Genomic DNA, 24,201 nt, shown 5'->3' with positions numbered 1-24,201 from the left:
GCTCACCAGACCCTGCAGGGCTTGGCCGACACCATGGCCGCGCCGGGCTTGCAGGCAAAGGCCTTGGCAAACTCAGGCATGTTCACCACCAGGCCGTTGACCCTGTATTTGCCGGGTGAGTGTGGGTCGGTCGCGGCCTGCACGCGCAGGTCCTCCGGGCGGTTGTTTTCGCAGGCCCATTGCGCGTAGCCGACGAAGAAGCGCTGCTCGGGCGCCAAGCCGTCGCGGCTCTCTTGCGGCACACCCGCGGTCTGCGCCTTCCACGCCGTCCACGCCAGGATCAGGCCACCCAGGTCGGCCAGATCCTCGCCCAGCGTCAGTTTGCTGTTGAGCTTGATGTCGTCCACCACGGTGTATTTGGCGTACTGGTTGACGATGCACTGCGAGCGCTCCTTGAACTGTTTGGCGTCGGTCGGCGTCCACCAGTCCTTCAGGTTGCCGGCGGCGTCGAACTGCCGGCCCTCGTCGTCAAAGCCATGCGTCAGCTCGTGGCCTATGGTGCCGCCGGTGTTGCCGTAGCCGGGCGCGTCGTCCATCTTGGGATCGAACAGCGGTGGCTGCAACACACCGGCGGGGAAGTTGATGTCGTTCATCTGCGCGCTGTAGTAGGCGTTGACGGTGGGCGGCGTCATGCTCCATTCGCCACGGTCCAGCGGCTTGCCAATCTTGGCCAGCTGGCGCCGGCTTTCGAACTGCGTGGCACGCACCACGTTGCCGTAAAAGTCGTCGCGCTGCACCACAACCTCGCCGTAGTCACGCCACTTGTCGGGGTAGCCAATCTTGTTGACGATGGTCTTGAGTTTTTCCAGCGCCTTGATTTTGGTGGCGGGGCTCATCCAGGTCAGCTGGCGTATGTCGTCTTCCATCGCCTGCTCGATCTGCTGCGTCATCTTCAGCGTCTTGGCCTTCAGCTCGGGGCTGAAGGCGCGCGCCACGAACTCCTGGCCCAGCGCCTCGCCCAGCTGGCTGTCCACCATGGCGACGCAGCGGCGCCAGCGCGGCGGCAGCTGTGGCGTGCCGCGCAGCGTCTTGCTGAAGTAGTCGAAATTCTCATTGACGAAGGCAGCCGACAAGGCAGGTGCCTGCGCATGCACCACATGCCAACGCAGGTACAACTTGATGTCGTCCAGGCTGGCGCCTTGCAGCTGGCGCGCCAGCGCCTTGTAGAAAGCCGGCTCGGTGACGTTGAGCTCGCCGTGCGTGGGCAGGCCCACGCCGGTCAGGTAGGTGGGCCAGTCAAAGCCCGGGGTCAACGCCTGCAGTTCCTGCACGCTCATCTTGTGGAACAGCTTGTAGGGGTCGCGCTTGTCCACCCGGGTCAGCGTGGCGCGGGCCAGCGCGGTTTCCATGGCCATCACGGTGCGCGCTTGCCGCTGCGCTTGCTCGGGCGCCTCACCCATCAGCACCAGCATGCGCGCCACATGGGCCAGGTACTTGGCGCGCAAGTCCCTGGAGCGGGCATCCATCTTGATGTAATAGTCCCGGTCGGGCAGGCTCAAGCCGCCGCCGGTGGCAAAGGCGATGACCTGCGACGAGTTGGACATGTCCTGGTCCGAGCCAAAGCCGAAGAACAGGCCGGCGTCGCTGGTGGCCAGGTGCAGTTGTGCCAGCAGCGTGGGCAATTCGGCCTTGCTGTGCAGTTGGTCGACCTTTGCCAGCCAGGGCTTCAGCGGTGCATGGCCCAGTTTGTCCACCGCCTCCTCGTTCATGCAGGCGGCGAAGTAGTTGCCCATCTGCTGCTGGCTGGCGGTGCCGCCGGTCTTGGCCAGCGCGTCCAGGATGCCCCACAGGTAGCGCTGGTTGTCCTGGAACAGCTTGCCGTACACGCTCCAGCGTGGCTGGTCGGCGGGGATGGGGTTGTTCTTCATCCAGCCGCCGCAGCTGTATTGGTAGAAATCCTGGCAAGGGTCCGCCGAGCGGTCCATGGCCGTAACGTCCAGGCCAGGGGTGTAGGGGAACTCGGTCAGCGGCTTGTCGGTGCCGGTGGCCGGCTGGCTTTGCGCCGGCAAGCTGGTGAGCAGGGTGACAACCATGCCGGCTATAGCGGCTGGCAGGGCAAGCAGGGTACGGCGCATGGTGGGGCTGTTGATGGAGGAGCCTGTGCGAGGCGATCTTGCTGAATCGTAGCAGGCCGCAGGGCGTGCTGCAGGGCCTGCGATGCCCAGCGCGGCGATGCGCCCTGGCACAGGCGTTGCTTTGGCATCCCTATGCCTTCCAACGCCTTGTTTGCCGTAGCTGCGCCACCAGTCGCCGCAGACCCGCTGTGGCAGCACCAGCTGGGGCTGCTGCTGGAGAGCACCGGCGAGGGCATCTTCGGCATCGACCTGGACGGCCACTGCATGTTCATCAACCGGGCAGGTGCGCGCATGCTGGGCTATATGCCGGCCGAGGTGCTGGGGCACAACATGCACTGGCTGACCCACCACTCGCACGCCGACGGCTCGCGTTACCCGGACACCGAATGCCCCATCTTCAACGCCTTTCGCCGTGGCCTGCCATGCCGCATCGACAGCGAGGTGTTCTGGCGGCGCGACCACAGCTCGTTCGCGGTGGAGTATTCCAGCCACCCCATTCTGGATGGCGAGCAGGTGCGCGGCGCCGTCATCACCTTTGTGGACATCACCGAGCGCAAGCAGGCGGCCGGCGCACTGGCCCGGGCCAAGGTGGAGCTGGAACTGCGCGTTGCCGAGCGCACCCGTGAGTTGTCGCAGGCGCTGGCGCAGCTGCGCGAGCTGGGCGCTTACTCGGAGCAGGTGCGTGAGGATGAGCGCACCCGCATTGCCCGCGAGGTGCATGACGAACTGGGCAGCCTGCTGGTGGCGCTGAAGATGGACGTCAACTGGATGGACAAGCGCCTGTCCGAGCAGCAGCAGCGCGATGCCGACGCCGCCCAGGCCATGCGCGAGACGCTGCGCGGCAAGTGCCAGAACATCAGCCGGCTGATAGAGCGGGCAGTGGACAACGTGGGTCGCATCATCACCGACCTGCGCCCCAGCATCCTGGACCACCAGGGCCTGTGGGCGGCGCTGGAATGGCAGGCGCAGGAGTTCGCGCTCGGCGCCGAACTGCAATGCGACTGGCAGATGCACCTGGCCGAGGGCATGGCCGAGCCGCCCGAGGCGATGGCCATCGCGGTGTTCCGGATCTTCCAGGAAATGCTGTCCAATGTGGGCCGGCATGCGCAGGCCAGTGCCATCACCGTGCGCATACAGGTTGACTCCCAGCAGCTGGACATGGTGGTGCACGACAACGGCGTGGGTGCGCAGCCCGCCGCCTTTGAGGCGCGCACCGCCTACGGCGTGATGGGCATGCGTGAGCGGGCACGCCACTTTGGCGGCGACATCCACATCACCAGCCAGCCCGGCCAGGGTTGCACGCTGTCGCTGTCGTTGCCTTTGCAGATTCCGCAGGCGGTGGCATGAGCGGCATGACCGACAGGATAGGTGTGCTGGTCTGCGACGACCACCGCATCGTGCGCGAGGGCATCAAGCAGGTGCTGGCTGAGGCGCCGGACCTGCACCTGGTGGCCGAAGCCGGCGACGGCGCGCAGGTGCTGGCCTTGGTGGACAGCCTGGGCGAGGCGGTGCAGGTGGTGCTGCTGGACATCGCACTGCCTGGCCGCGATGGGCTGGACGTGTTGCGCCAGCTCAAGCTCAGCCGTCCCCAACTGCCGGTGCTGATGCTGTCCACATACCCCGAGCGGCAGTATGCGGTGCGCTGCATCAAGCTCGGTGCCGCCGGCTACCTGAACAAGAGCGCCGACCCCGACGACATGCTGGCGGCGGTGCGCAAGGCGGCTGGGGGTGGCATCTACGTCAGCGGCAGCACGGCCGAAGCGCTGGCCAATGCGGTCAGCGGCAAGGGCGGGGCACAGGCGCTGTCGCACCGCGAGCACCAGGTGTTTCGCCTACTCATTTTGGGGCGCACGGTGAGCGAAATTGGTGCGCAGCTGGAACTGGCTGCCAACACGGTCAGCACCTACCGCGCGCGCATCCTGGAAAAAACCGGAACCAAGAACGATGTGGAGCTGGCCTTGTACGCGCAAAGGCACCCGGGCATGGCCTGATACGGCGGTTTTGTAGTGCTGGCCCTACACGGTCTGCACGAATGCTCAGTGATCTTCGGGCGCATGCCCCGGCCGGGCAAAACAGGCCCGGCCCTTGCGTTGCAGGGTGCATCCATTCACGAGGTGCCCCATGAGCAAACTGCCGCCGGCTGAAACAGTTTCCACGCACGACCCCTACAACGCGGACCGTCCGCTGATGCTGCGTTGCGGCTGTGGCCAGGACCATGCGCCCGCCGAACATGGTGCCGCCATGGCGCAGGCCGTACAGGATGAGGCCACCGCCTCGCGCGCTTTTGTCGAGGCCGCGCTGGTGAAGGCCTTGTTCCCGGTGGACGCCGTGCGCCGCAATTTCCTGCGTGCCGTGGGCGCCAACACCGCACGCGCGGCCATCGCCTCGCTGTTGCCGGTGGGCGCCCTGCAGGCCATGGCGCAGGAGCGCGGGCCGTTGGAGAAGAAGGACCTGAAGATTGGCTTCATTGCCATCACCTGCGCTTCGCCGCTGATCATGGCCGAACCGCTGGGCTTTTACCGCCAGCAGGGCCTGAATGTGCAGCTGAACAAGACCGCGGGCTGGGCGCTGATACGCGACAAGATGATCAACAAGGAGCACGACGCTTCGCATTTCCTGTCGCCCATGCCGCTGGCCATGAGCATGGGGCTGGGCTCCAACCCGGTGGCGATGAACGTGGCGGCGATACAGAACACCAACGGCCAGGCCATCACGCTGCACGTGAAGCACAAGGACAAGCGCGACCCGAAGCAGTGGAAGGGTTTCAAGTTCGCAGTGCCGTTCGAATACAGCATGCACAACTTCCTGCTGCGCTACTACCTGGCGGAAAACGGCATCAACCCGGACACCGACGTGCAGATCCGCGTCACGCCGCCGCCCGAGATGGTGGCCAACCTGCGCGCCGGCAACATCGACGGCTTCCTGGGGCCGGACCCGTTCAACCAGCGCGCGGTGTATGACGAGGTGGGTTTCATCCACATCCTGTCCAAGGAAATCTGGGACGGCCACCCTTGCTGTGCCTTCGGCGTCAGTGACGAGTTCATCCGCCAGAACCCCAACACCTTCGCCGCGCTGTACCGTGCCGTGCTGACAGCCTCGCAGATGGCCAGCGCGCCAAAGGACCGCGAGCTGATCGCCAAGGTGATCGCGCCCACCCAGTACCTGAACCAGCCCGAGGCGGTGCTGCAGCAGGTGCTGACCGGCAAGTTCGCCGACGGCCTGGGCAACATCAAGAATGTGCCGGACCGCGCCAATTTCGACCCCGTGCCCTGGCAGAGCATGGCGGTGTGGATGCTGACGCAGATGAAGCGCTGGGGCTATGTGAAGGGCGACGTCAACTACAAGCAGATCGCCGAGAAGGTGTTTCTGCTGACGGACGCCAAGAAGTACATGGCGCAGGTGGGCATGAAGCCACCGGAGGGGGCGTACAAGAAGTTCAAGGTGATGGGCAAGGAGTTTGACCCGGCCAAGCCCGAAGAGTACGCCAAGAGCTTTGCCATCAGCAAGATGGCCTGACCCGTCCACATGAAGTCCTTGAACGCCAAAGCGGCGCTGGTGTCGCTGCTGATCCTGCTGCTGCTCCTCGGCATCTGGCACGCTGCCACGCTGCCGGCGGCCGGCAGCGGGCCGGCATCGACCGCTGGCATGACGGCCGAGCAGATCGAGTACCAGAAGATGATGGGCAAGGACGTGGGCAGCGGCAAGACCACCGGCTTTCCCACGCTGGGCCAGATGGGCGCCACGATCTGGAAGCACGCCAGCAACCCGGTGTATGACAACGGGCCGAATGACAAGGGCATCCTGATCCAGTTGGCCTATTCGCTGGCGCGGGTGGCGTTGGGCTTTGGGTTGGCGGTGCTGGTGGCGGTGCCGCTGGGCTTTGTCATCGGCATGTCGCCGCTGCTGCGCCGTGCCTTCGACCCCTTCATCCAGATCTTGAAGCCCATCAGCCCGCTGGCCTGGATGCCGCTGGCGCTGTACACCATCAAGGACTCGACCATCAGCGGCATCTTCGTCATCTTCATCTGCTCGGTGTGGCCGATGTTGATCAACACCGCTTTCGGCGTCGCCTCGGTCAAGCGCGAGTGGCTGAACGTGGCGGCCACGCTGGAGGTGACACCGCTGCGCAAGGCCTTGCGCGTCATCCTGCCGGCGGCCGCGCCCACCATCCTGACCGGCATGCGCATCAGCATGGGCATTGCCTGGCTGGTCATCGTCGCGGCGGAGATGCTGGTGGGCGGCACCGGCATTGGCTACTTCGTGTGGAACGAGTGGAACAACCTGTCGCTGAGCAACGTGATCTTCGCCATCGGCGTCATCGGTGTCGTCGGCATGCTACTGGACATGGTGTTCGGCTACCTGCAACGGCTGGTCACCTACGCGGAATAGGGCGCTCAGGTATGCAAGACTTTCTCAAGGTAGAGCAGCTGGCCAAGGCCTTTGTGCCGGCCAAACCCGTGTTTGCCGATGTGTCGTTCACCATACAGCGTGGTGAATTCGTTTGCATCATTGGTCATTCGGGCTGTGGCAAGACCACCATCCTGAATGTGCTGGCCGGGCTGGACACGGCCAGCAGCGGCCACGTGATCATGGACGGCCGCGAGGTCCGCGGCCCCAGCCTGGAGCGCGGCGTGGTGTTCCAGAGCCACGCGCTGATGCCATGGCTCAGCGTGCGGCGCAACATCGCTTTTGCGGTGATTTCGCGCTGGTCAGAGTGGCCCGCGCCCAAGGTCAATGTGCACGTGGACAAGTTCATTGCGCTGGTGGGGCTGACGGCGGCGGCCGACAAGAAACCTGCCCAGTTGTCCGGCGGTATGAAGCAGCGGGTGGGCATTGCCCGCGCTTTCGCCACGCAGCCCAAGATGCTGCTGTTGGACGAGCCCTTCGGCGCGCTGGACGCGCTGACGCGCGGCACCATCCAGGACGAATTGATGGCCATCGTGCGCGACACCCAGCAAACGGTGTTCATGATCACCCACGACGTGGACGAGGCCATCCTGCTGGCCGACCGCATTGTGTTGATGGGCAACGGCGGTGAGACGGATGAGGGCTATGTACCCGGTGGTATCGCCGAGCTGGTGGTCAACCCCCTGCCCAAGAGCCGCAAGCGCGCCGAGCTGCACCACCTGGATGGTTACTACGCGCTGCGCAACCACATTGTCGATTTCCTAGTCAGCCGGGCGATGCCCGGACAGAACCAGGCGCATGCCTGAACACGCCTCAACCAACCACCCTTGCCAAGGAGCCAACATGAACCGCAACGACGTCACCGAAAAAATCATCACCGCCAAGGTGGCCAAAGGCATCACCTGGGAGTCAGTGGCCAAGAAGGTGGGCCAGTCCAAGGAATGGACCACCGCCGCCTGCCTGGGGCAGATGACCTTCACCGCCGCGCAAGCCAAGGTGGTGGGCAAGATTTTCGGCCTGAATGCCGAAGAACAGAAGTGGCTGCAGGTGGTGCCCTACAAGGGCTCGCTGCCCACCCCCGTGCCCACCGATCCGCTGATCTACCGCTGGTACGAGATCGTCAGCGTCTACGGCACGACGATCAAGGAACTGATCCACGAAGAGTTCGGCGACGGCATCATGAGCGCGATCGACTTCAGCATGGACATCCAGCGGCAGCCGGATCCGAAGGGGGATCGCGTCAATGTGGTGCTGTCGGGCAAGTTCCTTCCCTATAAGACCTACTGATACCCTACACAAGGGGAGCAGGTTCGCGGTGGCCAACGCCACTGGGGCGCATGGCTCCGTGAATGTCCTCCGGCCTGCGGCCTCCCCCTAATATTTCACTGCGCCATACGCCCCAGCGTCGTCGGCCGCGAGCTGGGCTGGCGTGCGCGATGTTGGCACGCCATGCTCTGCATCATGACGGTTTATTCAGCGTCAGATCGTTCCTCTTCTTTATTTGCTGCCGAAGATCGATGCGACCATTTTTTGCATCTTCAGCCGAGTTGAGGTTTCCATTGCCGCAAAACCAACCCTTGGAGAACCCCACGCTAAGAAGGTCCTCTGAATTCCACTGGAGAGCCTCGTCCACAGCCATCGCCCACTTCTTGTCGTCAGCCCGCATGAGCGTGCTGTCGCGCCCCTCCACAATCATGTACCAAACTATTCCGCGATCGCGGCGATTCTTGCAAGCCTCAATGTCAAGCATTAGCGCAATTCGGCCACTCGCATTCCATTTTCTGGCTTCGGCCAAATCAGTGTCCTTCAGTATCCACGACAAAAAGTAGCGCAAAGGAAATTCGGCTTTCGGCGCATTCGCCTTGAGCCAACTGAGGTTTTCTTCCTTGTATGAAGCACTCGTCAGTGTCGCAGGTGCTCCCTTGTATTCTGGAAACAGTTCATACATTATTTTTTCATAGTCATGTGCGGCCAGGAGTGAATCCAACCGTGCCACGCGGGGCGTTGTTTCTCCCGAAAAAGCACTGAAAGTACATAGGCCGCATACCAAGAAAAAGAAAGTGCGCAACAAGCGTTTCATTGAATTCTCTCCCTAGAAAAGTCGAATGTGTGAGGCTCGATGTTATCTGGAAGCATACTTCCCGTCGTCTGTGCGAACCTTGCCTGCGAGTCTGTGCAAGCGTCCTTCGTCAAATTCAGGACGAACGGAAGGGCTTGGCTGTCTGAAGTTGGTATTTTCGGTTTCACGAAAATCAGAAGCAGTGCGGTAGTTGGTGATTTGCGGAAGCGACCTGCATAGCGGGGAAGGAGCCAATCACCGGATGCCGCACTGCGTAGCCACGCAAAACGCAAACAAGAGCTAGATTGCCACCAACTCACGCACCCCATCCACGCGCATGTTCTTGCCCTGGCCAGCCGCGAGCACCGAGCCGCGCTCCATCACCACGTACTGGTCGGCCAGCTCCTCGGCGAAGTCGTAGTACTGCTCCACCAGCACGATGGCCATGTCGCCGCGGTTGGCGAGCATGCGGATCACCTTGCCGATGTCTTTGATGATGCTGGGCTGTATGCCCTCGGTGGGCTCGTCCAGCATCAGCAACTTGGGGCCGGCCGCCAGCGCGCGGGCGATGGCCAGTTGCTGCTGCTGGCCGCCCGACAGGTCGCCGCCGCGGCGTTTCAGCATTTGCTTCAGCACCGGGAACAGCTCGTACAGCTCTGCGGGGATGGGTGTAGCCGCGCTTTTGTAGGCCAGGCCCATCCGAAGGTTCTCTTCCACCGTCAGGCGGGCGAAGATCTCGCGGCCCTGCGGCACGAAGCCTATGCCGGCGCGGGCGCGCTCGTAGGGTGTGGCCTTGTGAATGGGGGCGCCATTGAATTCAATGCCGCCGCTTTTGATGGGCACCAGGCCCATCAGGGATTTCAGCAGCGTGGTCTTGCCGACGCCATTGCGGCCCAGCACCACGGTCACCTTGCCTGGCTCGGCGCGCAGGCTGACGTCGCGCAGGATGTGCGAGCCGCCGTAGTACTGGTTGATGTTCTTGACGTCCAACATGGCTTGTCTGCTCCGGGGCCTAGCGGCCCAGGTACACCTCGATCACGCGCTCGTCGGCCTGCACCTGGTCCAGCGTGCCCTGGGCCAGCACCGCGCCGTCGCACAGCACGGTGACAATTTCCGAGATGGTCTTGATGAAGCTCATGTCGTGTTCCACCACCATCAGCGAATGCTTGCCCTTCAGCGTCAGGAACAGCTCGGCGGTGCGCGCGGTCTCCTCGTCCGTCATGCCGGCCACCGGTTCGTCCAGCAGCAGCAGCTTCGGGTCCTGCATCAGCAGCATGCCGATCTCCAGCCATTGTTTCTGGCCGTGGCTCAACACGCCGGCCAGCGCGTTGACGCTGTCGCTCAGGTGGATGGTGTGCAGGATCTCGGCCAGGCGGTCGCTCTGCGCAGAATCCAGCTTGAAGAACATCGATGGCCGCACGGCCTTGTTGGTCTTCAGCGCCAGCTCCAGGTTTTCGAACACCGTCAGCTGCTCGAACACCGTGGGCTTCTGGAACTTGCGGCCTATGCCCATCTGGGCGATGTCGGCCTCCTTGTAGCGCAGCAGGTCGATGGTGCTGCCGAAGAACACGCTGCCGCTGTCGGGCCGCGTCTTGCCGGTGATGATGTCCATCATCGTCGTCTTGCCGGCGCCGTTGGGGCCGATGATGCAGCGCAACTCGCCAGGCGCAATGTCCAGCGACAGCTTGTTGATGGCCTTGAAGCCGTCGAAGCTGACGCTGACGTCTTCCAGGTACAGGATACGCCCGTGCGACACATCCACCTCGCCGGCATGGGCCACACGGCCATAGCCAGCAGCCCGGCCGCCTGATTCGGTTTTGCCCGTCTCGGCTTGCTCGTGCTGCGCCACGCGGCGCGCACCTTCCTCCATCAGCTCGGGCGTCATTTCTTGAGGCCCTTCAGCCGGCGAATCAACCCCACCACACCATCCGGCAGGAACAGCGTGACGGCGATGAACAGCGCACCGAGAAAATACAACCAGAACTCCGGCGCCACCACGGTCAGCCAACTCTTGGCGCCGTTGACGATGAAGGCGCCCACGATAGGCCCCACCAGCGTGGCGCGCCCGCCCACGGCCGCCCAGATGGCGATCTCGATGGAGCTGGCCGGGCTCATCTCGCCCGGGTTGATGATGCCCACCTGCGGTACATACAGCGCGCCGGCCACGCCGCACATCATGGCCGACAGGGTCCAGATGGTCAGCTTGTAGCCTATGGGGTTGTAGCCGCAGAACATCACCCGGCTTTCAGCGTCGCGTATGGCCTGCAGCACGCGGCCGAACTTGCTGGCCACCAGCCACTTGGCGGCCAGGAACAGGCCCAGCAGCACCAGCCCGGTCAGCACGAACAGCAGCATGCGCATGGCTGGCGTGGCGATCGGCACATTGAGTATCCGCTTGAAGTCGGTGAAGCCGTTGTTGCCACCAAAGCCAGTCTCGTTGCGGAAGAACAGCAGCATGGCGGCAAAGGTCAGCGCCTGCGTGATGATGGAAAAGTACACGCCCTTGATGCGCGAGCGGAAGGCGAAAAAGCCAAACACCAGCGCCACCAGCCCCGGCACCACCACGATCAGCAGCAGCGTGGCAATGAAGCTGTCGCTCAAGGCCCAGTGCCAGGGCAGGGTCTTCCAGTCCAGGAACACCATGAAGTCGGGCAGGTCGCTCTTGTAGTTGCCGTCGCGCCCGATCTGGCGCATCAGGTACATGCCCATGGCGTAGCCGCCCAGCGCGAAGAACACGCCATGGCCCAATGACAGGATGCCGGTGTAGCCCCAGATCAGGTCCATGGCCAGCGCGCAGATGGCGTAGCACATGATGCGCGCCAGCAGCGCCACCGCGTAGTCGCTCAGGTGCAGCACGCTGTCGGCTGGCACCACCAGGTTCAGCAGCGGCGCCAGGCCGCAGACGGTGATCAGCGCGATGGCAAAACCGGCCCAGCCGCTGCGGCTCATCAGCGGTTTGGGGGCGGGCAGAACGATGGGAGAAGGCGTGGCCGCTGCGGTATTCATGGTCATGCCTCCGCGCTGCGGCCCTTCATTGCGAAGATGCCTTGCGGGCGCTTCTGGATGAAGATGATGATCAGCACCAGCACCGCGATCTTGGCCAGCACGGCGCCGGCCCAGCCTTCGATGAACTTGTTCAGGATGCCCAGGCCCATGGCGGCATACACCGTGCCGGCCAGCTGGCCCACGCCGCCCAGCACCACCACCATGAACGAGTCCACGATGTAGCCCTGGCCCAGGTCCGGCCCGACGTTGCCGATCTGGCTCAAAGCGCAGCCGGCCAGGCCGGCGATGCCCGAGCCCAGCGCAAAGGCATAGGTGTCTATGCGCGCGGTGTTCACGCCCATGCAGGCGGCAATCGGCCGGTTTTGCGTCACGCCGCGCACGAACAGGCCCAACCGCGTCTTGGCGATCAGCCAGGCCACGCCCAGCAGCACCGCGAAGGCGAAGCCGACAATGACCAGCCGGTTGTAGGGCAGCGACAGGTTGCCCAGCACCTGCACGCCGCCGCTCATCCACACCGGGTTTTCCACGCTGACGTTCTGGGCGCCGAAGATGGAGCGCACCAGTTGCTGCAGCATCAGGCTGATGCCCCAGGTGGCCAGCAGGGTTTCCAGCGGCCGGCCATAAAGAAAACGGATCACGCTGCGCTCCAGCGCCGCGCCCATCAGCGCCGCTGCCAGGAAAGAGGCCGGCACCGCGCACACCAGGTACCAGCCGAAAGCGCTGGGAGGAAAGTATTTCTGAAACACGCCCTGCACCAGGTAGGTGGCGTAGGCGCCAATCATCATCAGCTCGCCATGGGCCATGTTGATGACGCCCATCAGCCCGTAGGTGATGGCCAGGCCCAGCGCCACCAGCAGCAGGATGGAGCCCAGGCTGATGCCGGAGAACACCGCACCCAGCTTGTCGCCCCAGGCCAAAGTGGCTTCCACATTGCGCAGCGTGGCTTCCATGGCGGACTTCACGTCGGGTTCGGTCTCCTGCTTCAGCCGCTCCAGCAATGCTGTCTTGGTGCTGGCGTTGCCGCTTTGCGCCAGCAGCTTGGCGGCTTCCAGCCGGCGCGTCTTGTCCGCGCTGTTGAGCAGGATGACGGCGCGCACCAGGCCCAGTTGCTCCTTCACCAGCGCGTCGTTTTCGGCCGCGTAGGCCTTCTCGATCAGCGGCAGCTTGGCCTCGTCGGTGTCGCTCTGCAGCGCCTTGATGGCCTCCAGGCGCGGCGCCTTGTCCTTGGAGAACAGCTTCAGCGCGGCCAGTGCCGAATCCAGTTCGCCGCGCATGCGGTTGTTGATGACCACGTCCTCGGCGTCGGCGGGCAGATTGACCGTGGCGCCGCTGACGGCGTCATAGGCCTTGTCGTCCTTGACGATCAGCACCTTGCCGTTTGCCAGCTTGACGGCGTCGTCAGCCAGCGCCTGGATGAAGGCGGCGGTGCGCTCGTCGGCGGTGGTGACGGCCTTGTTCAGCGCGGCGATGCGCGCGTCGGGCTCACCGGTGGCGATGGCCTGGGCCTCCTGCGGCGTCAGCGCCCGCACGGGTCCGGCCAGCAACAGCGTGGCTGCGGTCAGTGCGAGGGCAATGCGGCGTAACAGCATGGGCGGGGCAAGGAGGCCTTGGTGGGAAAGGTCGGCGTGAAGCCGTCGACAGGGTGGGCAAAGCCCGGCCCACCGGGCGGGCGCGCCGCCCGGCGCACCCAACCGGCAGGTGGATGGTGAGTTACTTCTTCACCGGCTCGTCAGGCTTCTTGTCGTTGCCTTCGATGTAGGGGCTCCACGGCTTGGCCTTGACCGGGCCGGGCGTCTTCCACACCACGTTGAACTGGCCGTCGGCCTTCACTTCGCCAATGAACACCGACTTGTGCAGGTGGTGGTTTTTCTCGTCCATCTTGGAGGTGATGCCCGAGGGTGCGGTGTAGGTCTGGCCGGCCATGGCGGCGATGACCTTGTCGACATCGGTGGACTTGGCCTTCTCCACCGCCTGCTTCCACATGTTGATGCCGATGTAGGTGGCTTCCATCGGGTCGTTGGTCAGCGGCTTGTCGGCGTTGGGCAGCTTCTTGGCCTTGGCGTAGTCGCTCCACTTCTTGATGAAGGCGGTGTTGGCCGGGCTCTTGATGGACATGAAGTAGTTCCACGCCGCCAGGTGGCCCACCAGCGGCTTGGTGTCCACGCCGCGCAGTTCTTCCTCACCCACCGAGAAGGCCACCACCGGCACGTCCTTGGCCTTCAGGCCGGCATTGCCCAGTTCCTTGTAGAAGGGCACATTGGAGTCGCCGTTGATGGTGGAGACCACCGCCGTCTTGCCGCCGGCCGAGAACTTCTTGATGTCGGCCACGATGGTCTGGTAATCGCTGTGGCCGAACGGGGTGTACTTCTCGTCGATGTCGGTGTCCTTCACGCCTTTGCTCTTCAGGTAGGCGCGCAGGATCTTGTTGGTGGTGCGGGGGTACACGTAGTCGGTGCCCAGCAGCACCCAGCGCTTGGCGCCGCCGCCTTCCTTGCTCATCAGGTAGTCCACCGCGGGGATGGCCTGCTGGTTGGGCGCCGCGCCGGTGTAGAACACGTTCTTGGACAGCTCTTCGCCCTCATACTGCACCGGGTAGAACAGCAGGCCGTTCAGCTCTTCCACCACCGGCAGCACCGATTTGCGCGAGACGGAGGTCCAGCAGCCGAAGATCACCGCCACCTTGTCCTGCGTCAGCAACTGCTTGGTCTTTTCGGCGAACAGCGGCCAGTTGGAGGCCGGATCCACCACCACGGCTTCCAGCTTCTTGCCCAGCACGCCGCCCTTGGCGTTGATTTCTTCAATGGCCATCAACACCGTGTCTTTCAGCACCGTCTCGGAAATGGCCATGGTGCCCGACAGGCTGTGGAGCACGCCCACTTTGATGGTGTCCTTGGCTTGGGCCCAGGCCCCGCCAACCATTCCAAAGCCCAAGGCCAGCGAGGCCGTGAGCGTCTTGATAGTGCCGCGACGATTCATGATGCGTTTTTCTCCAGGGTTATAACCGGATGGACACCGGGGATCACCCTGTAATGCAAAGGGCGTGCCAGTCGCTTCCATGGACCCTCCGCGCGGGTACCCGCCATCTTGTATGCAAGTTGGCGTACCAATGCGGCGTTGGCTTGAGGTGCCAACTCGGTGCATCATTGGGAACGACAATGCACCAACGATGGGCATTCTGGACAGTTGATAGCGCAGCAAGCTTGCTGGCCGCTGATGCCGCTGGTGCGCAGGCACGCCAGCTACATTCGCAAGATCAGGTCGTCATGGGATTCGGCGCAGCGGCAATCAGATGTATTCGAGCCCGCCTTGCAGGTACCCGGTCAGGTTGACATGGGTCTGGTTCTGCTGCGAAGCCGCCAACTGCGCCATCCACTGCGCTTGCGTGACGGTGTGGGCATCCAGCGGTGCCAGCAGGCTGGCCAGCGTGGCTGCATCGGGCAGGCTGCCGTACACGTTGTTGTAGACCCAGTTCACCAGCGACTTGTTGTCGGCGCCGCCGGCCAACGCGGACATGATGCCCACCGCGATCAGCAGGTTGGCGCCATCGGTCAGCGAAGCGCCGCTGTCAAAGAAGCCCAGGAACTTGCCGGCCCAGCCTTTGTCGCGCGGGAAGACCGGGCCCAGCGTGGCGGCCATCATCAGGATGGTCTCGCCGGCCGAGTCGCTGACGCCCAGGTCAAAGGCCAGCGTCTCATCGGCAAAGCGCAGGCGTTCGATGCTGAACAGGCTGTCGCTGCCATCTGGGCCCTTACCGTCGGCCACCGTGAAGCCGCCAGAGGTCTTGGTGATGGTGTAGCTGGCCTTGGCGCCGCTGTAGGCGGCGGTGTCCACGCCGCCACTGCCGTCCAGCGTGTCATTGCCCTGGCCGCCGGTGATCACGTTCTTCGCCGCGTTGCCTATCAAGGTGTCGTTGTACTTGGTGCCCAGCGCGTTTTCCAGCGTGGCGTCGAAGGCGATGGTCAGGTTGGCCAGCGCTTCGGCACCGCCTGCGGTCAGGCCCACATGGCTGTAGGCGCCGGGGCGCATGTCGGCGCGCACCGCGATGCTCAGCGCTGAAAAGTCCAGCGTGTCGGCGCCGCCATCGTCGACGATGTCTTGCACCACCTGGCCCGTGGCGTCGGTGAATTTGTAGGTGTTGTCCCCGGCCTGGTAGGCCTTGGTGCCGTACATGTAGCGCAGCGCCAGCATGTCATAGGGCATGAACCAGTTCTCGTTGATGTCCTGTACCGAGCCGCGGTAGCTCATGATGGAGTTGAAGAACCCGTCTTCGTTGACCCCCAGAAAATTGCCCACCGCCGCCGGGTTCGTGTTCTCTCCGGCGTTGTAGTTGCCCGGGTGTTGCAGACCCAGCGCATGCCCCAGCTCATGCACCAGGGTCTTCCATGCATAGGAGCCTGGCGTCTGGTTGTTGATGTAATTCAGCGCGATCCAGACGTCCGAGTCCTTGTCGTTGCCAGCGGCGTTCGGGTAGATTGCGTAGCCCGCGCTGTCCACCTGCTTGTTGTCGGAAAAGCGCATGTAGCCGGAAGCGTCCGACACTTCCTGGAAGGTGATGTTGACCTGCTGGGACAGCTGAGTCAGGATGGTCCGGGTCGCCGCCTTCTGTTCTTCGGTGAAGGGCTGCCACTGGCTGGCATCTTCGCCGGTGTACGAGTCCGGCTTGGTCTGCAGGAAGCTGTAGGTGACGGTGACGGATGAACCCGGCGCTGAACTGAAATTGAAACGGTTGTCAGCACCTCCCAGCAGCGCGTCGATGCGGTTGTCTCCGCTGTAGCGGCTGGCAATCACCGTATCGGCGTTGGCCGGCGGGTTCTGCTTGGCCACCAGGTCTGTGGTGGCGATGATGATGCTGATGCCGGTGGAGACCTGTACCGTGGTGGCCAGACGCGCGCTGATACCGCGGCCTGAGGCCGAGCTTTCCGCTTCCATGTTCGTCTCCGTTTGAAGTTGTATTCAGGGAGGCAATCAAACGGCAAAAGCCCTGCTTTGTCAATCGCGCCGACGCGGCGCCAGCGCGTGCACCAGAGCGGCCACCATGGCCAGGCTCCAGACGATCATGGCGCCTGAGGGCAGGTCCAGCGCCGAAGACAGCAGCAGGCCCAGTGCGTAGCCGCTGATGCCCACGCCATAGGCCAGCGCCAGACGGCGGCTGGTCGGGTGGTTGCGCGCACCCAGGCTGGGCACGATCAGCGTGGCAAACACCAGGTACACCCCCACCAACTGCACCGACACGGTGACCGCCAGCGCGAACAACAGATAAAAAGGCCGTGTGCCCAGCTGGCCACGCACCGCGAACCAGATGCCCAGGATGACCACGCTGACCGCCGCCGGTATCGCCAGCTGCGCATAGCTGACCCACAGAATCTGCCCGGCCAGCAGCTCGCGCAGGTGCTCGCCGCCGTGCGGGTTCTTGGCCAGCAGCAAGATGCCCAGCGTGGCCGCCAGCACGAAGACGACGCCGATCTGTGCCTCCTGCACCTCGGGCCATTTCTTCTCGGTCCAGCTCAGCAGCAGCGCGCCGGCCAGCGCTGCCAGGCCGGCAGCCAGCTGTATCTGCCAGCCGGTGGGGTCCACGTCCATCATGCCGGCGCCGATCACGCCCAGGGCTGCGATCTGCGCGATCGCCAGGTCGATGAAGACGATGCCCTTCCTGAGCACCTGTGCGCCCAGCGGCACGTGCGTGGCCAGCACCAGCAGGCCGGCCAGCATGGCGGGAGCGAGAATGCTCAGGTCGATGGCGTTCCAATTCACTTGGCGGCCTCCAGCAGCAAGGCCACGGTGGTGTCGAACAGGCCAAACAGGTCTAGCGTCTTGTCGCTGCCGCCGACCGTGAAGGGCAGGGCCACCGCCGTGATCTTGGCCTGGCCGGACAGCCATTGCGACGCGCGCGCGTCTTCATAGGCGGCGCGCACCACCAGCTTGGCCGGCTGCGCGGCCAGTTGGGCCTTCAGCTCGGTCAGGTGGCTCACGGTGGGCTCCACGCCCGGCTTGGCCTCCAGCGTGCCCACCTCTTTCACGCCCAGCCAGGACCACAGGTAGTCCATGTTCTTGTGGTGCGTCACCACCAGCATGCCCCGCAAGGGCTTGGCCTGTTGCTCCCACTTCTGCAGGGCGGCGCTCCAGCGGGTGGAGAACTGCGCCAGCCGATCCTGGTAGGTCTTGGCGTTGGCCGCATCCAGCTGGGCCAGGCGCGCGGCCATGGCGGTGGCCACCTTGGCGATGTTGCGCGGGTCTTGCTGGATGTGCGGGTTGCCCTGGGCGTGCACGTCGCCGTCGGCGCGGTCCAACCGGGTGGGCACTTCCAGCGCGGTGACGTAACGGCCGGCCTCGAAGTTGGCCGGTGCACCGGGCGCCAGCTTGGTGTTGCCCGATTGCTGGATCAGCACCGGCAACCAGCCGATTTCCAGCTCCATGCCGGTGCACACCAGCATGTCGGCATTGCGCACGCGGGCGATCAGGCTGGGGCGGGCCTCGATGCGGTGCGGGTCCTGCGCAGCTGTGGTGGCCGAGCTGGTGTTGACTTTGTCGCCGCCCAGTTCCTTGGCCAGTGCGGCCCATTCAGGTTCGCAGGCCACCACGTTGAGCGCCGCATGCGCGGGGGCCAGCACGGCCAACAGCAGCACCGGGAGCAGGTGTTTGATGGGTAGTTTGAAGGATGGGGTGTTCATCGCAGTGCCTTGTTTCAGAACGCATGGGCGCCGTGGGCGCCCAGGCTCATGATGTATTGCAGGTAGATCTGCCGGTCGCCACCGGCGGGGTTGCTCAGGTCATTGGCCCATTGCAGGCGAAAGCGGCTGAATTCGGAGGGCGAGTAGTCCAGCATCAGCGTGCTGCGCGTGGGCGTGGCGGCTTGCAGCAGTGGCAGGTCGGCAAACGAGAAGCCGGCCGCGCGGTCCAGCAGCGGCGTGCCGCTGCTGAGCCTGTCGTAGCGCGCGCCCACGCGCCACTGCGGCATGAACTGGTACACCGCCTGCAGGTACCAGCCGGTCTGCACGCTGTTGTAGCCGCTGTCCAGGTTGGCGCCGGCGGTATCAAAAGCCAGGCGGCCGTTTTCGGTGCGGCGGAAGTACTCGCCCTGCAGCTTGAAGTTGGTGCGCGTGCTGTTGCCGCCCGGCGCCCACTTGTAGACGCCGTCCACCGCCCAGATACTGCTGTCGCCGCTGAAGGCATTGGTCACCGGCTTGCCGGTCGCATCTGTATCGTCGTAGGGCCGGTCGTTCGCCGTGAAGCGCAGATAGGACAAGCCTACGCGGTAGCTGGCGTTGTCGCCAATGTCGTCCCCCAGGCGGGCGAACAGCGCGGTAGAGCCGGCGCTGTTGCGCCCGGTGTCACTGCCGGGGAAGCTGCGGCCGGAACCCATTTCCAGCCCCAGTTCGATGAACTTGTCGCTTGGCGCCAGCCAACGCAGTTGCACGCCATCGGTCTTGCTCTGGCCGCCGAAGAAGGCCTGGTAGGCCAGTGGCGCATCGACGAAATCCCAGGTGTGGGCGTGCTGGCTGTTCAGGTAGCCCCAGCCGGCCAGGAAGCGGCCGGCCTTCAGCGACAGGCCATTGGCCAGGCCCTGGCGCTCGATCACCGCTTCTTCCACGCTGACCTTGTCGTCGCCGGTCAGCGAAAACGTCAGGCGCCCCGAGAACGTGGGGTCGATGTTGGCCGACAGGCTGAGTTCGGACTCGCCCAACTGGAAGCCCCGGCTGCCCGGCCCGACCTCGCCGCCGGAGGGGATGAAACCCTGCAGTTTGTACTGCGCCGGATCGCGCGACAAGTTGGCAAAGCTGCCATTCAGGATCAGCGATATCGCCGGGTTGAAGGCGGCGATGCCCCCAGAAGCTGCCGCGCTTGCAGTTGGCGGGACGGACGGTTCGGTCGGAAATGCAGCTGCGGTGGCCGCTCTGGAAGCTGGAGCGGCGGCGGCCGGGGCCGGCGTTGCGGCCTGCATGTCCGCCAGGCGCTTTTCCAGCGCCTGGATGCGGGCTTCATAGGCCGCTTTGAGTTGCCGGATCTCTTGCTGGATCTGCTGCAGGTCGGGTGGCGCGTCGGCGGCATGGGCACTGTGGGCCGCAAGGCCTGCCAGGCCCAGCGCCAACATTGCAAAGGGGGAACGTTGCATGGGTATCCTGTTCGAAAAAGCTGACAAGCCGGCGCTTGAACGCCGGCGGAACAGGCCCGCCGTGCGGACCTGGCAAGGGGTCAGCTTCGGACAGGAGGGCCGCGCGCGAGGTGCGCGGCCAGGGATGCATCGGTCAGGTCAGTGGTGGATGCGACCAGCACCTCGCCGGCAAGGGGTGTCAGCAGCACCGCTGTGGCATGGCTGGGCGGCGCCGCGCCAAACTGGCTCAGCGACACGCACAGCTTGCACAACTGCTCGTGCATGGCCTTTTCCGGTTCGCCAGCCTGGCGGCTGGCCCCGGACTGGGCCTGCTGCTGGTGCACATAGCCGTGCACCAGCGCCAACTGCGTGGTCAGCAGCAGCGACCAGGCCAGCAACAGGGCGCGCAAGGGGCGTGTGAGCAGTTTCACGGCTGCTGAATTTAGCACAGCTGAGTATCCACTTCAGGGTATCCGCCGCAGGGGGTCAACTGCCACGCCGGTCCAGCACGGTCTGGATGGCCGTCCAGTCGTTGGCCAGCAGGTTCAGCTGGCTTGGCTTGTCCTGGTCCAGAACGCTGTAGTCCAGCGCCAGGAATTCCCGCACCAGGGCGTCATGGTTGTCCAGCAGGAACGTCGAACCAGGGTTCAGATGTTGCACCACCGCCAGGCCCGTGGGGGCGGTGGCGATGGTCTGGATGTCCAGATCCGGGCGGTGCTTCTTCAGCAGCAGGATCAACCGCCAGACATCACCACTCCAGTTGACGTCGCGCGGTTCGCGGCCGGCGGACTCGGCGTCCAGCGGGTAGCAGTCGTGGATCAGCAACACCGATTGGTCGAGGCAGCAGCGCTCCAGGTTGGCGAAGTCGCGCAGCGCGAATTCGAACTGGTGCATGCCGTCGATGAAACCCACATCCAGAGCCCGGTCGCCCAGGTCCGCCCGCAGGTCATGGGTGCTGAAGTAGTCGTCGCTGGTGGCTTTTACGACGCGCACGTGGGCGGGCAATTCGCCGCTGACCTTGGGGTCCGGGTCTATGCCCACGATGGCCTGCGCGGCGTTGGCCAGGCGCAGCGATTGTCCTTGAAAGATGCCGATCTCCACATAGGTGCGCGGCTTCAGGTACGCCAGCAGGCGCGACAGCACGGTGAAGTAATCGTCGCCGGGCAGTTCCAGCTGCGCGAGGACCTGGAAAACCGGCCCCGATGTCGGAGCGAGCTCCCTGGCCTTGATGCCATGTTGGCGCGCCCGTTCGGTGTCGCCCAGAGCCATCCAGCACAGGGTCAGCTCAAACTGGCACTCCACATCGTCAGGCAGCAGTGCGCTGGCCCGCTGCAGATCGGCGATGGCCAGGCGGGGGTGGTCCAGCAACCGGCGCGCTGCGCCGCGCAAACGCAGCACGGGAGCGTTGTTTGCATCGCGCGCCAGGGCGGCGTCCAGGATGCTCACCGCCTGCTCATACTGCGAGCCTGCCATCAACTGCTCCGCGAGCGCCAGGGCTTGCTGGCCCTGCCGGGCCTTGCCGCTGACGAGTGTTTTAAGCAGGTCAACGAGCATGCGTTCCTTGGCGGTGGCAAACGGCTTGCATCATACAAAGTCCGGTTGCCACGGGCATGCTTACTCGTAGTCGCTGACCGGCACGCAACTGCAGAACAGGTTGCGGTCGCCATACACGTTGTCCACCCGCCCCACAGGCGGCCAGTACTTCATCTGCTTCAGCGTCGCCAGCGGGAAGGCGCCGACTTCGCGTGTGTACGGCCGGTCCCAGGCATCGCCCAGCACGCTGGCCGCCGTGTGCGGCGCGTGCTTCAGCGGGTTGTTGTCCTGCGGCCATTCACCGCTTTCCACCTTGGCGATCTCGCCGCGGATGGCGATCATGGCGTTGATGAAGCGGTCCAGCTCGTCCAGCGTCTCGCTCTCGGTGGGCTCCACCATCAGCGTGCCGGGCACCGGGAAGCTCAGCGTGGGGGCGTGGAAGCCATAGTCCGCCAGCCGCTTGGCCACGTCCTCGGCGGAGATGCCATTGGCGCCGCCCGTGCTGTTCTTCAGCGGCCGCAGGTCCAGGATGCACTCGTGTGCCACGTGGCCATTCGCGCTGGCGTACAGCGTGGGGTAGTGGTCTTTCAGCCGCGCGGACACGTAGTTGGCAGCCAGGATGGCGGCTTCGGTGGCGCGCTGCAGGCCGTCGGCGCTCATCATGCGGCAGTACATCCAGCTGATGGGCAGCACCGCCGCGTTGCCCAGCGGCGCGGCCGACACCGCGCCCACGCGCTGGATGGTCTTGCCGTCGGCGCCGACGCCTTGCACCGCAATGCCGCCGGACGCATGGCCGGGCAGGAAGGGCACCAGGTCTTCCACCACACACACTGGGCCGACGCCGGGGCCGCCGCCGCCGTGCGGGATGCAGAAGGTCTTGTGCAGGTTCAGGTGGCTGACGTCGCCGCCGAACTCGCCGGGAGCTGCCACGCCCACCAGCGCGTTCATGTTGGCGCCGTCCACGTAAACGCGCCCGCCGTGGCTGTGTACCAACTGGCACAGTTCCTTGACCTGGGTTTCGAACACGCCGTGGGTGCTGGGGTAGGTGATCATCACCGCCGCCAGGTTGGCGCTGTGCTGTTCGCACTTGGCTTGCAGGTCGGCCAGGTCCACATTGCCCATGGCGTCGCAGGCCGTCACCACCACCTGCATGCCCACCATCTGCGCGCTGGCCGGGTTGGTGCCGTGCGCGCTGGAGGGGATCAAACAGATGTTGCGGTGGCCCTCGCCCTTGGACTGGTGGTAGGCCTGTATCACCAACAAGCCGGCGTACTCGCCCTGCGAGCCGGCATTGGGCTGCAGGCTGATGCCGGCGTAGCCTGTGGCCTGGCACAGCCAGGCGCGCAACTGCTCGTCCAGCAGTGCATAGCCTTCCAGCTGGTCGTGCGGGGCGAACGGGTGGATGTTGGCAAACTCGGGCCAGGTGATGGGGATCATCTCGCTGGTGGCGTTGAGCTTCATGGTGCAGCTGCCCAGCGGGATCATGCTGCGGTCCAGCGCCAGGTCCTTGTCGCTCAGGCGGCGGATGTAGCGCAGCATGCCGGTTTCACTGTGGTGCGTGTTGAACACCGGGTGCGTCAGGAAGGGGCTGGTGCGACGCAGGTGTTCGGGAATCAGGGGCTCCACGCCCTTGTCGAAATCGGCCACCTTGGGGATAGCCTGGCCGTACTTGGCGAAGAAACCCCACAGCTGCTCGATATCGGCGCGCGTGGTGGTCTCGTCCAGCGAGACCATCAGGTGGCCGGGGTAGCCGGTGTTCAGGTTCACATGCGCGGCGCGGGCATGGTCGGCTATTGCCGCGGTGCCGTCACCGGTCTTCACCGCCAGCGTGTCGAAGGCGCTGGGGCTGGCCAGCGTATAGCCCAGCTGTTGCAGGCCCTTGGCCAGGATGGCGGTGAAGCTGGCCACGCGCTGGGCAATGCGCGTCAGCCCCTGCGGGCCGTGGTAGACCGCGTACATGCTGGCCACCACGGCCGGCAGCACCTGGGCGGTGCAGATGTTGGAGGTGGCCTTCTCACGGCGAATGTGCTGCTCGCGCGTCTGCAAGGCGAGGCGATACGCCGGGTGGCCGTGTTCGTCGATGCTGACCCCCACCAGGCGACCGGGCAGCGAGCGCTTGAACTCATCGCGACAGGCCAGGTAGGCAGCGTGCGGACCGCCGTTGCACAGCGGCATGCCGAAGCGCTGCGTGGTGCCCAGCACAATGTCCGCGCCCCATTCACCCGGTGGCATCAGCAGCGTCAATGCCAACAGATCGGCGGCGACACACAGGGCGGCATTGTTCTTGTGGGCCTGCTCGGCCACTGCGCGCATGTCATGGATCATGCCGCTGGTGGACGGGTACTGGGCCAGCACGCCAAAGTAGTCGCCCTCGTTCATCAGGCCGGGGGCAAAGCCCACCTTGACCTCGATGCCCAGCGGCTTGGCGCGCGTCTGCACCACCTCGATGGTTTGCGGGTGGCAGTCACCGGCGACGATGAACACATTGCTCTTGCTCTTGACGCTGCGCTTGGCCAGCGTCATGGCCTCGGCGGCGGCGGTGGCCTCGTCCAGCATGGAGGCATTGGCAATCGGCATGCCGGTCAGATCGCACACCATGGTCTGGAAGTTCACCAGCGCCTCCATGCGGCCCTGGCTGATTTCGGCCTGGTAGGGCGTGTAGGCGGTGTACCAGGCAGGGTTTTCCAGGATGTTGCGCAGGATCACGCCAGGCGTGTGGGTGCCGTAGTAGCCCTGGCCGATGTAGCTCTTGAACACCTGGTTCTTGGCTGCAAGCGTCTTCAGTTCGGCCAGTGCGGCGGCCTCGGTCACGGCGGGCGGCAGGTCCATCTTGGCGGCGCGCGCAATGCTGCGCGGCACGATGCCGGCGATCAGCGCCTGGCGCGAGGCGGCGCCCACGGCTTTCAGCATCAGTTGCTCGTCGGCCTCGCTCAGGCCGATGTGGCGGGCGACGAATTCGTTGGCGTTTTCAAGCTCGGCCAGCGGCTTGGTGGAGGACATCAGCATGGTCTGTGACGAAAAAAGGTGGGGCG

The 24,201-nt window shown here is 64.6% G+C and carries 20 protein-coding genes; 6 read left to right on the top strand and 14 right to left on the bottom strand.

Going from position 1 to position 24,201, the window contains the following annotated elements:
* Window positions 1-2 precede the first annotated feature (2 nt).
* Window positions 3-2,033, bottom strand: a complete 2,031-nt coding sequence (locus tag AC1DX2_RS08635; protein ID WP_477195925.1) for a M13 family metallopeptidase — start codon at window positions 2,031-2,033, stop codon at window positions 3-5.
* A 174-nt stretch (window positions 2,034-2,207) separates the two neighbouring features.
* Between AC1DX2_RS08635 and AC1DX2_RS08630 the strand changes: the two genes are divergently transcribed.
* The 6 genes from AC1DX2_RS08630 to cynS all read left to right on the top strand — a co-directional run bounded on the left by AC1DX2_RS08630 (window position 2,208) and on the right by cynS (window position 7,769).
* Complete coding sequence (locus tag AC1DX2_RS08630) at window positions 2,208-3,422, top strand: sensor histidine kinase (protein ID WP_477195924.1); 1,215 nt, start codon at window positions 2,208-2,210, stop codon at window positions 3,420-3,422.
* Window positions 3,423-3,427: 5 nt separating this feature from the next.
* Complete coding sequence (locus tag AC1DX2_RS08625) at window positions 3,428-4,066, top strand: response regulator (RefSeq protein WP_477195923.1); 639 nt, start codon at window positions 3,428-3,430, stop codon at window positions 4,064-4,066.
* Between the two features lie 130 nt (window positions 4,067-4,196).
* Window positions 4,197-5,591, top strand: coding sequence for a CmpA/NrtA family ABC transporter substrate-binding protein (locus AC1DX2_RS08620; protein ID WP_477195922.1), 1,395 nt, complete (start codon window positions 4,197-4,199; stop codon window positions 5,589-5,591).
* A gap of 9 nt (window positions 5,592-5,600) precedes the next feature.
* Window positions 5,601-6,464 (top strand): nitrate ABC transporter permease, encoded by an 864-nt coding sequence (gene ntrB / locus AC1DX2_RS08615; protein ID WP_477195921.1) that lies wholly within the window; start codon window positions 5,601-5,603, stop codon window positions 6,462-6,464.
* A gap of 11 nt (window positions 6,465-6,475) precedes the next feature.
* Window positions 6,476-7,288 (top strand): ABC transporter ATP-binding protein, encoded by an 813-nt coding sequence (locus AC1DX2_RS08610; RefSeq protein ID WP_477195920.1) that lies wholly within the window; start codon window positions 6,476-6,478, stop codon window positions 7,286-7,288.
* A 37-nt stretch (window positions 7,289-7,325) separates the two neighbouring features.
* Window positions 7,326-7,769, top strand: a complete 444-nt coding sequence (gene cynS, locus AC1DX2_RS08605) for a cyanase (protein ID WP_477195919.1) — start codon at window positions 7,326-7,328, stop codon at window positions 7,767-7,769.
* A gap of 172 nt (window positions 7,770-7,941) precedes the next feature.
* On the opposite strand, the gene AC1DX2_RS08600 is transcribed toward cynS, so the two are convergent.
* From AC1DX2_RS08600 to gcvP, 13 genes are all read right to left on the bottom strand, one after another.
* Window positions 7,942-8,562: a hypothetical protein gene (locus AC1DX2_RS08600; RefSeq protein WP_477195918.1), complete on the bottom strand. Its 621-nt coding sequence runs from the start codon at window positions 8,560-8,562 to the stop codon at window positions 7,942-7,944.
* Between the two features lie 279 nt (window positions 8,563-8,841).
* Window positions 8,842-9,534 (bottom strand): urea ABC transporter ATP-binding subunit UrtE, encoded by a 693-nt coding sequence (gene urtE / locus AC1DX2_RS08595; protein ID WP_477195917.1) that lies wholly within the window; start codon window positions 9,532-9,534, stop codon window positions 8,842-8,844.
* Window positions 9,535-9,553: 19 nt separating this feature from the next.
* Window positions 9,554-10,426 carry an urea ABC transporter ATP-binding protein UrtD gene (gene urtD / locus AC1DX2_RS08590; RefSeq protein WP_477195916.1) on the bottom strand — a complete coding sequence of 291 codons (873 nt, stop codon included), beginning with the start codon at window positions 10,424-10,426 and terminating at the stop codon, window positions 9,554-9,556.
* Window positions 10,423-11,547, bottom strand: a complete 1,125-nt coding sequence (gene urtC / locus AC1DX2_RS08585; RefSeq protein ID WP_477195915.1) for an urea ABC transporter permease subunit UrtC — start codon at window positions 11,545-11,547, stop codon at window positions 10,423-10,425. The genes urtD and urtC overlap by 4 nt, the downstream gene beginning before the upstream one ends.
* Window positions 11,548-11,549: 2 nt before the next feature.
* Window positions 11,550-13,136, bottom strand: a complete 1,587-nt coding sequence (gene urtB, locus AC1DX2_RS08580) for an urea ABC transporter permease subunit UrtB (RefSeq protein ID WP_477195914.1) — start codon at window positions 13,134-13,136, stop codon at window positions 11,550-11,552.
* Between the two features lie 121 nt (window positions 13,137-13,257).
* Window positions 13,258-14,523 carry an urea ABC transporter substrate-binding protein gene (gene urtA, locus AC1DX2_RS08575; RefSeq protein WP_477195913.1) on the bottom strand — a complete coding sequence of 422 codons (1,266 nt, stop codon included), beginning with the start codon at window positions 14,521-14,523 and terminating at the stop codon, window positions 13,258-13,260.
* A gap of 309 nt (window positions 14,524-14,832) precedes the next feature.
* The gene (locus tag AC1DX2_RS08570) at window positions 14,833-16,476 is read right to left on the bottom strand and encodes a M10 family metallopeptidase C-terminal domain-containing protein (RefSeq protein WP_477195912.1); all 1,644 of its coding nucleotides are present in this window, start codon (window positions 16,474-16,476) and stop codon (window positions 14,833-14,835) included.
* A gap of 60 nt (window positions 16,477-16,536) precedes the next feature.
* The gene (locus AC1DX2_RS08565) at window positions 16,537-17,298 is read right to left on the bottom strand and encodes a metal ABC transporter permease (RefSeq protein ID WP_477195911.1); all 762 of its coding nucleotides are present in this window, start codon (window positions 17,296-17,298) and stop codon (window positions 16,537-16,539) included.
* Window positions 17,295-18,215 (bottom strand): metal ABC transporter substrate-binding protein, encoded by a 921-nt coding sequence (locus tag AC1DX2_RS08560; protein ID WP_477195910.1) that lies wholly within the window; start codon window positions 18,213-18,215, stop codon window positions 17,295-17,297. The genes AC1DX2_RS08565 and AC1DX2_RS08560 overlap by 4 nt, the downstream gene beginning before the upstream one ends.
* 14 nt (window positions 18,216-18,229) lie before the next feature.
* Window positions 18,230-19,657, bottom strand: a complete 1,428-nt coding sequence (locus tag AC1DX2_RS08555; protein WP_477195909.1) for a hypothetical protein — start codon at window positions 19,655-19,657, stop codon at window positions 18,230-18,232.
* 80 nt (window positions 19,658-19,737) lie between these two features.
* Complete coding sequence (locus tag AC1DX2_RS08550) at window positions 19,738-20,067, bottom strand: hypothetical protein (protein ID WP_477195908.1); 330 nt, start codon at window positions 20,065-20,067, stop codon at window positions 19,738-19,740.
* A 55-nt stretch (window positions 20,068-20,122) separates the two neighbouring features.
* Window positions 20,123-21,190 carry a class I SAM-dependent methyltransferase gene (locus AC1DX2_RS08545; RefSeq protein ID WP_477195907.1) on the bottom strand — a complete coding sequence of 356 codons (1,068 nt, stop codon included), beginning with the start codon at window positions 21,188-21,190 and terminating at the stop codon, window positions 20,123-20,125.
* A 60-nt stretch (window positions 21,191-21,250) separates the two neighbouring features.
* Window positions 21,251-24,175, bottom strand: coding sequence for an aminomethyl-transferring glycine dehydrogenase (gene gcvP / locus AC1DX2_RS08540; protein WP_477195906.1), 2,925 nt, complete (start codon window positions 24,173-24,175; stop codon window positions 21,251-21,253).
* Window positions 24,176-24,201: the final 26 nt, after the last annotated feature.

The organism is Hylemonella sp. P2_B10 (genome assembly GCF_056404875.1).
The sequence above is the reverse complement of the archived record's forward strand: the minus strand, read 5'-3'. Positions and strand labels throughout refer to the sequence as shown.

What these genes read in the sequence shown, in the direction of transcription:
- AC1DX2_RS08635 (WP_477195925.1), bottom strand. Translation starts at nt 2,033, where the DNA reads ATGGTTGTCACCCTGCTCACCAGCTTGCCGGCGCAAAGCCAGCCGGCC.
- AC1DX2_RS08630 (WP_477195924.1), top strand. Translation starts at nt 2,208, where the DNA reads ATGCCTTCCAACGCCTTGTTTGCCGTAGCTGCGCCACCAGTCGCCGCA.
- AC1DX2_RS08625 (WP_477195923.1), top strand. Translation starts at nt 3,428, where the DNA reads ATGACCGACAGGATAGGTGTGCTGGTCTGCGACGACCACCGCATCGTG.
- AC1DX2_RS08620 (WP_477195922.1), top strand. Translation starts at nt 4,197, where the DNA reads ATGAGCAAACTGCCGCCGGCTGAAACAGTTTCCACGCACGACCCCTAC.
- ntrB (WP_477195921.1), top strand. Translation starts at nt 5,601, where the DNA reads ATGAAGTCCTTGAACGCCAAAGCGGCGCTGGTGTCGCTGCTGATCCTG.
- AC1DX2_RS08610 (WP_477195920.1), top strand. Translation starts at nt 6,476, where the DNA reads ATGCAAGACTTTCTCAAGGTAGAGCAGCTGGCCAAGGCCTTTGTGCCG.
- cynS (WP_477195919.1), top strand. Translation starts at nt 7,326, where the DNA reads ATGAACCGCAACGACGTCACCGAAAAAATCATCACCGCCAAGGTGGCC.
- AC1DX2_RS08600 (WP_477195918.1), bottom strand. Translation starts at nt 8,562, where the DNA reads ATGAAACGCTTGTTGCGCACTTTCTTTTTCTTGGTATGCGGCCTATGT.
- urtE (WP_477195917.1), bottom strand. Translation starts at nt 9,534, where the DNA reads ATGTTGGACGTCAAGAACATCAACCAGTACTACGGCGGCTCGCACATC.
- urtD (WP_477195916.1), bottom strand. Translation starts at nt 10,426, where the DNA reads ATGACGCCCGAGCTGATGGAGGAAGGTGCGCGCCGCGTGGCGCAGCAC.
- urtC (WP_477195915.1), bottom strand. Translation starts at nt 11,547, where the DNA reads ATGAATACCGCAGCGGCCACGCCTTCTCCCATCGTTCTGCCCGCCCCC.
- urtB (WP_477195914.1), bottom strand. Translation starts at nt 13,136, where the DNA reads ATGCTGTTACGCCGCATTGCCCTCGCACTGACCGCAGCCACGCTGTTG.
- urtA (WP_477195913.1), bottom strand. Translation starts at nt 14,523, where the DNA reads ATGAATCGTCGCGGCACTATCAAGACGCTCACGGCCTCGCTGGCCTTG.
- AC1DX2_RS08570 (WP_477195912.1), bottom strand. Translation starts at nt 16,476, where the DNA reads ATGGAAGCGGAAAGCTCGGCCTCAGGCCGCGGTATCAGCGCGCGTCTG.
- AC1DX2_RS08560 (WP_477195910.1), bottom strand. Translation starts at nt 18,215, where the DNA reads ATGAACACCCCATCCTTCAAACTACCCATCAAACACCTGCTCCCGGTG.
- AC1DX2_RS08555 (WP_477195909.1), bottom strand. Translation starts at nt 19,657, where the DNA reads ATGCAACGTTCCCCCTTTGCAATGTTGGCGCTGGGCCTGGCAGGCCTT.
- AC1DX2_RS08545 (WP_477195907.1), bottom strand. Translation starts at nt 21,190, where the DNA reads ATGCTCGTTGACCTGCTTAAAACACTCGTCAGCGGCAAGGCCCGGCAG.
- gcvP (WP_477195906.1), bottom strand. Translation starts at nt 24,175, where the DNA reads ATGCTGATGTCCTCCACCAAGCCGCTGGCCGAGCTTGAAAACGCCAAC.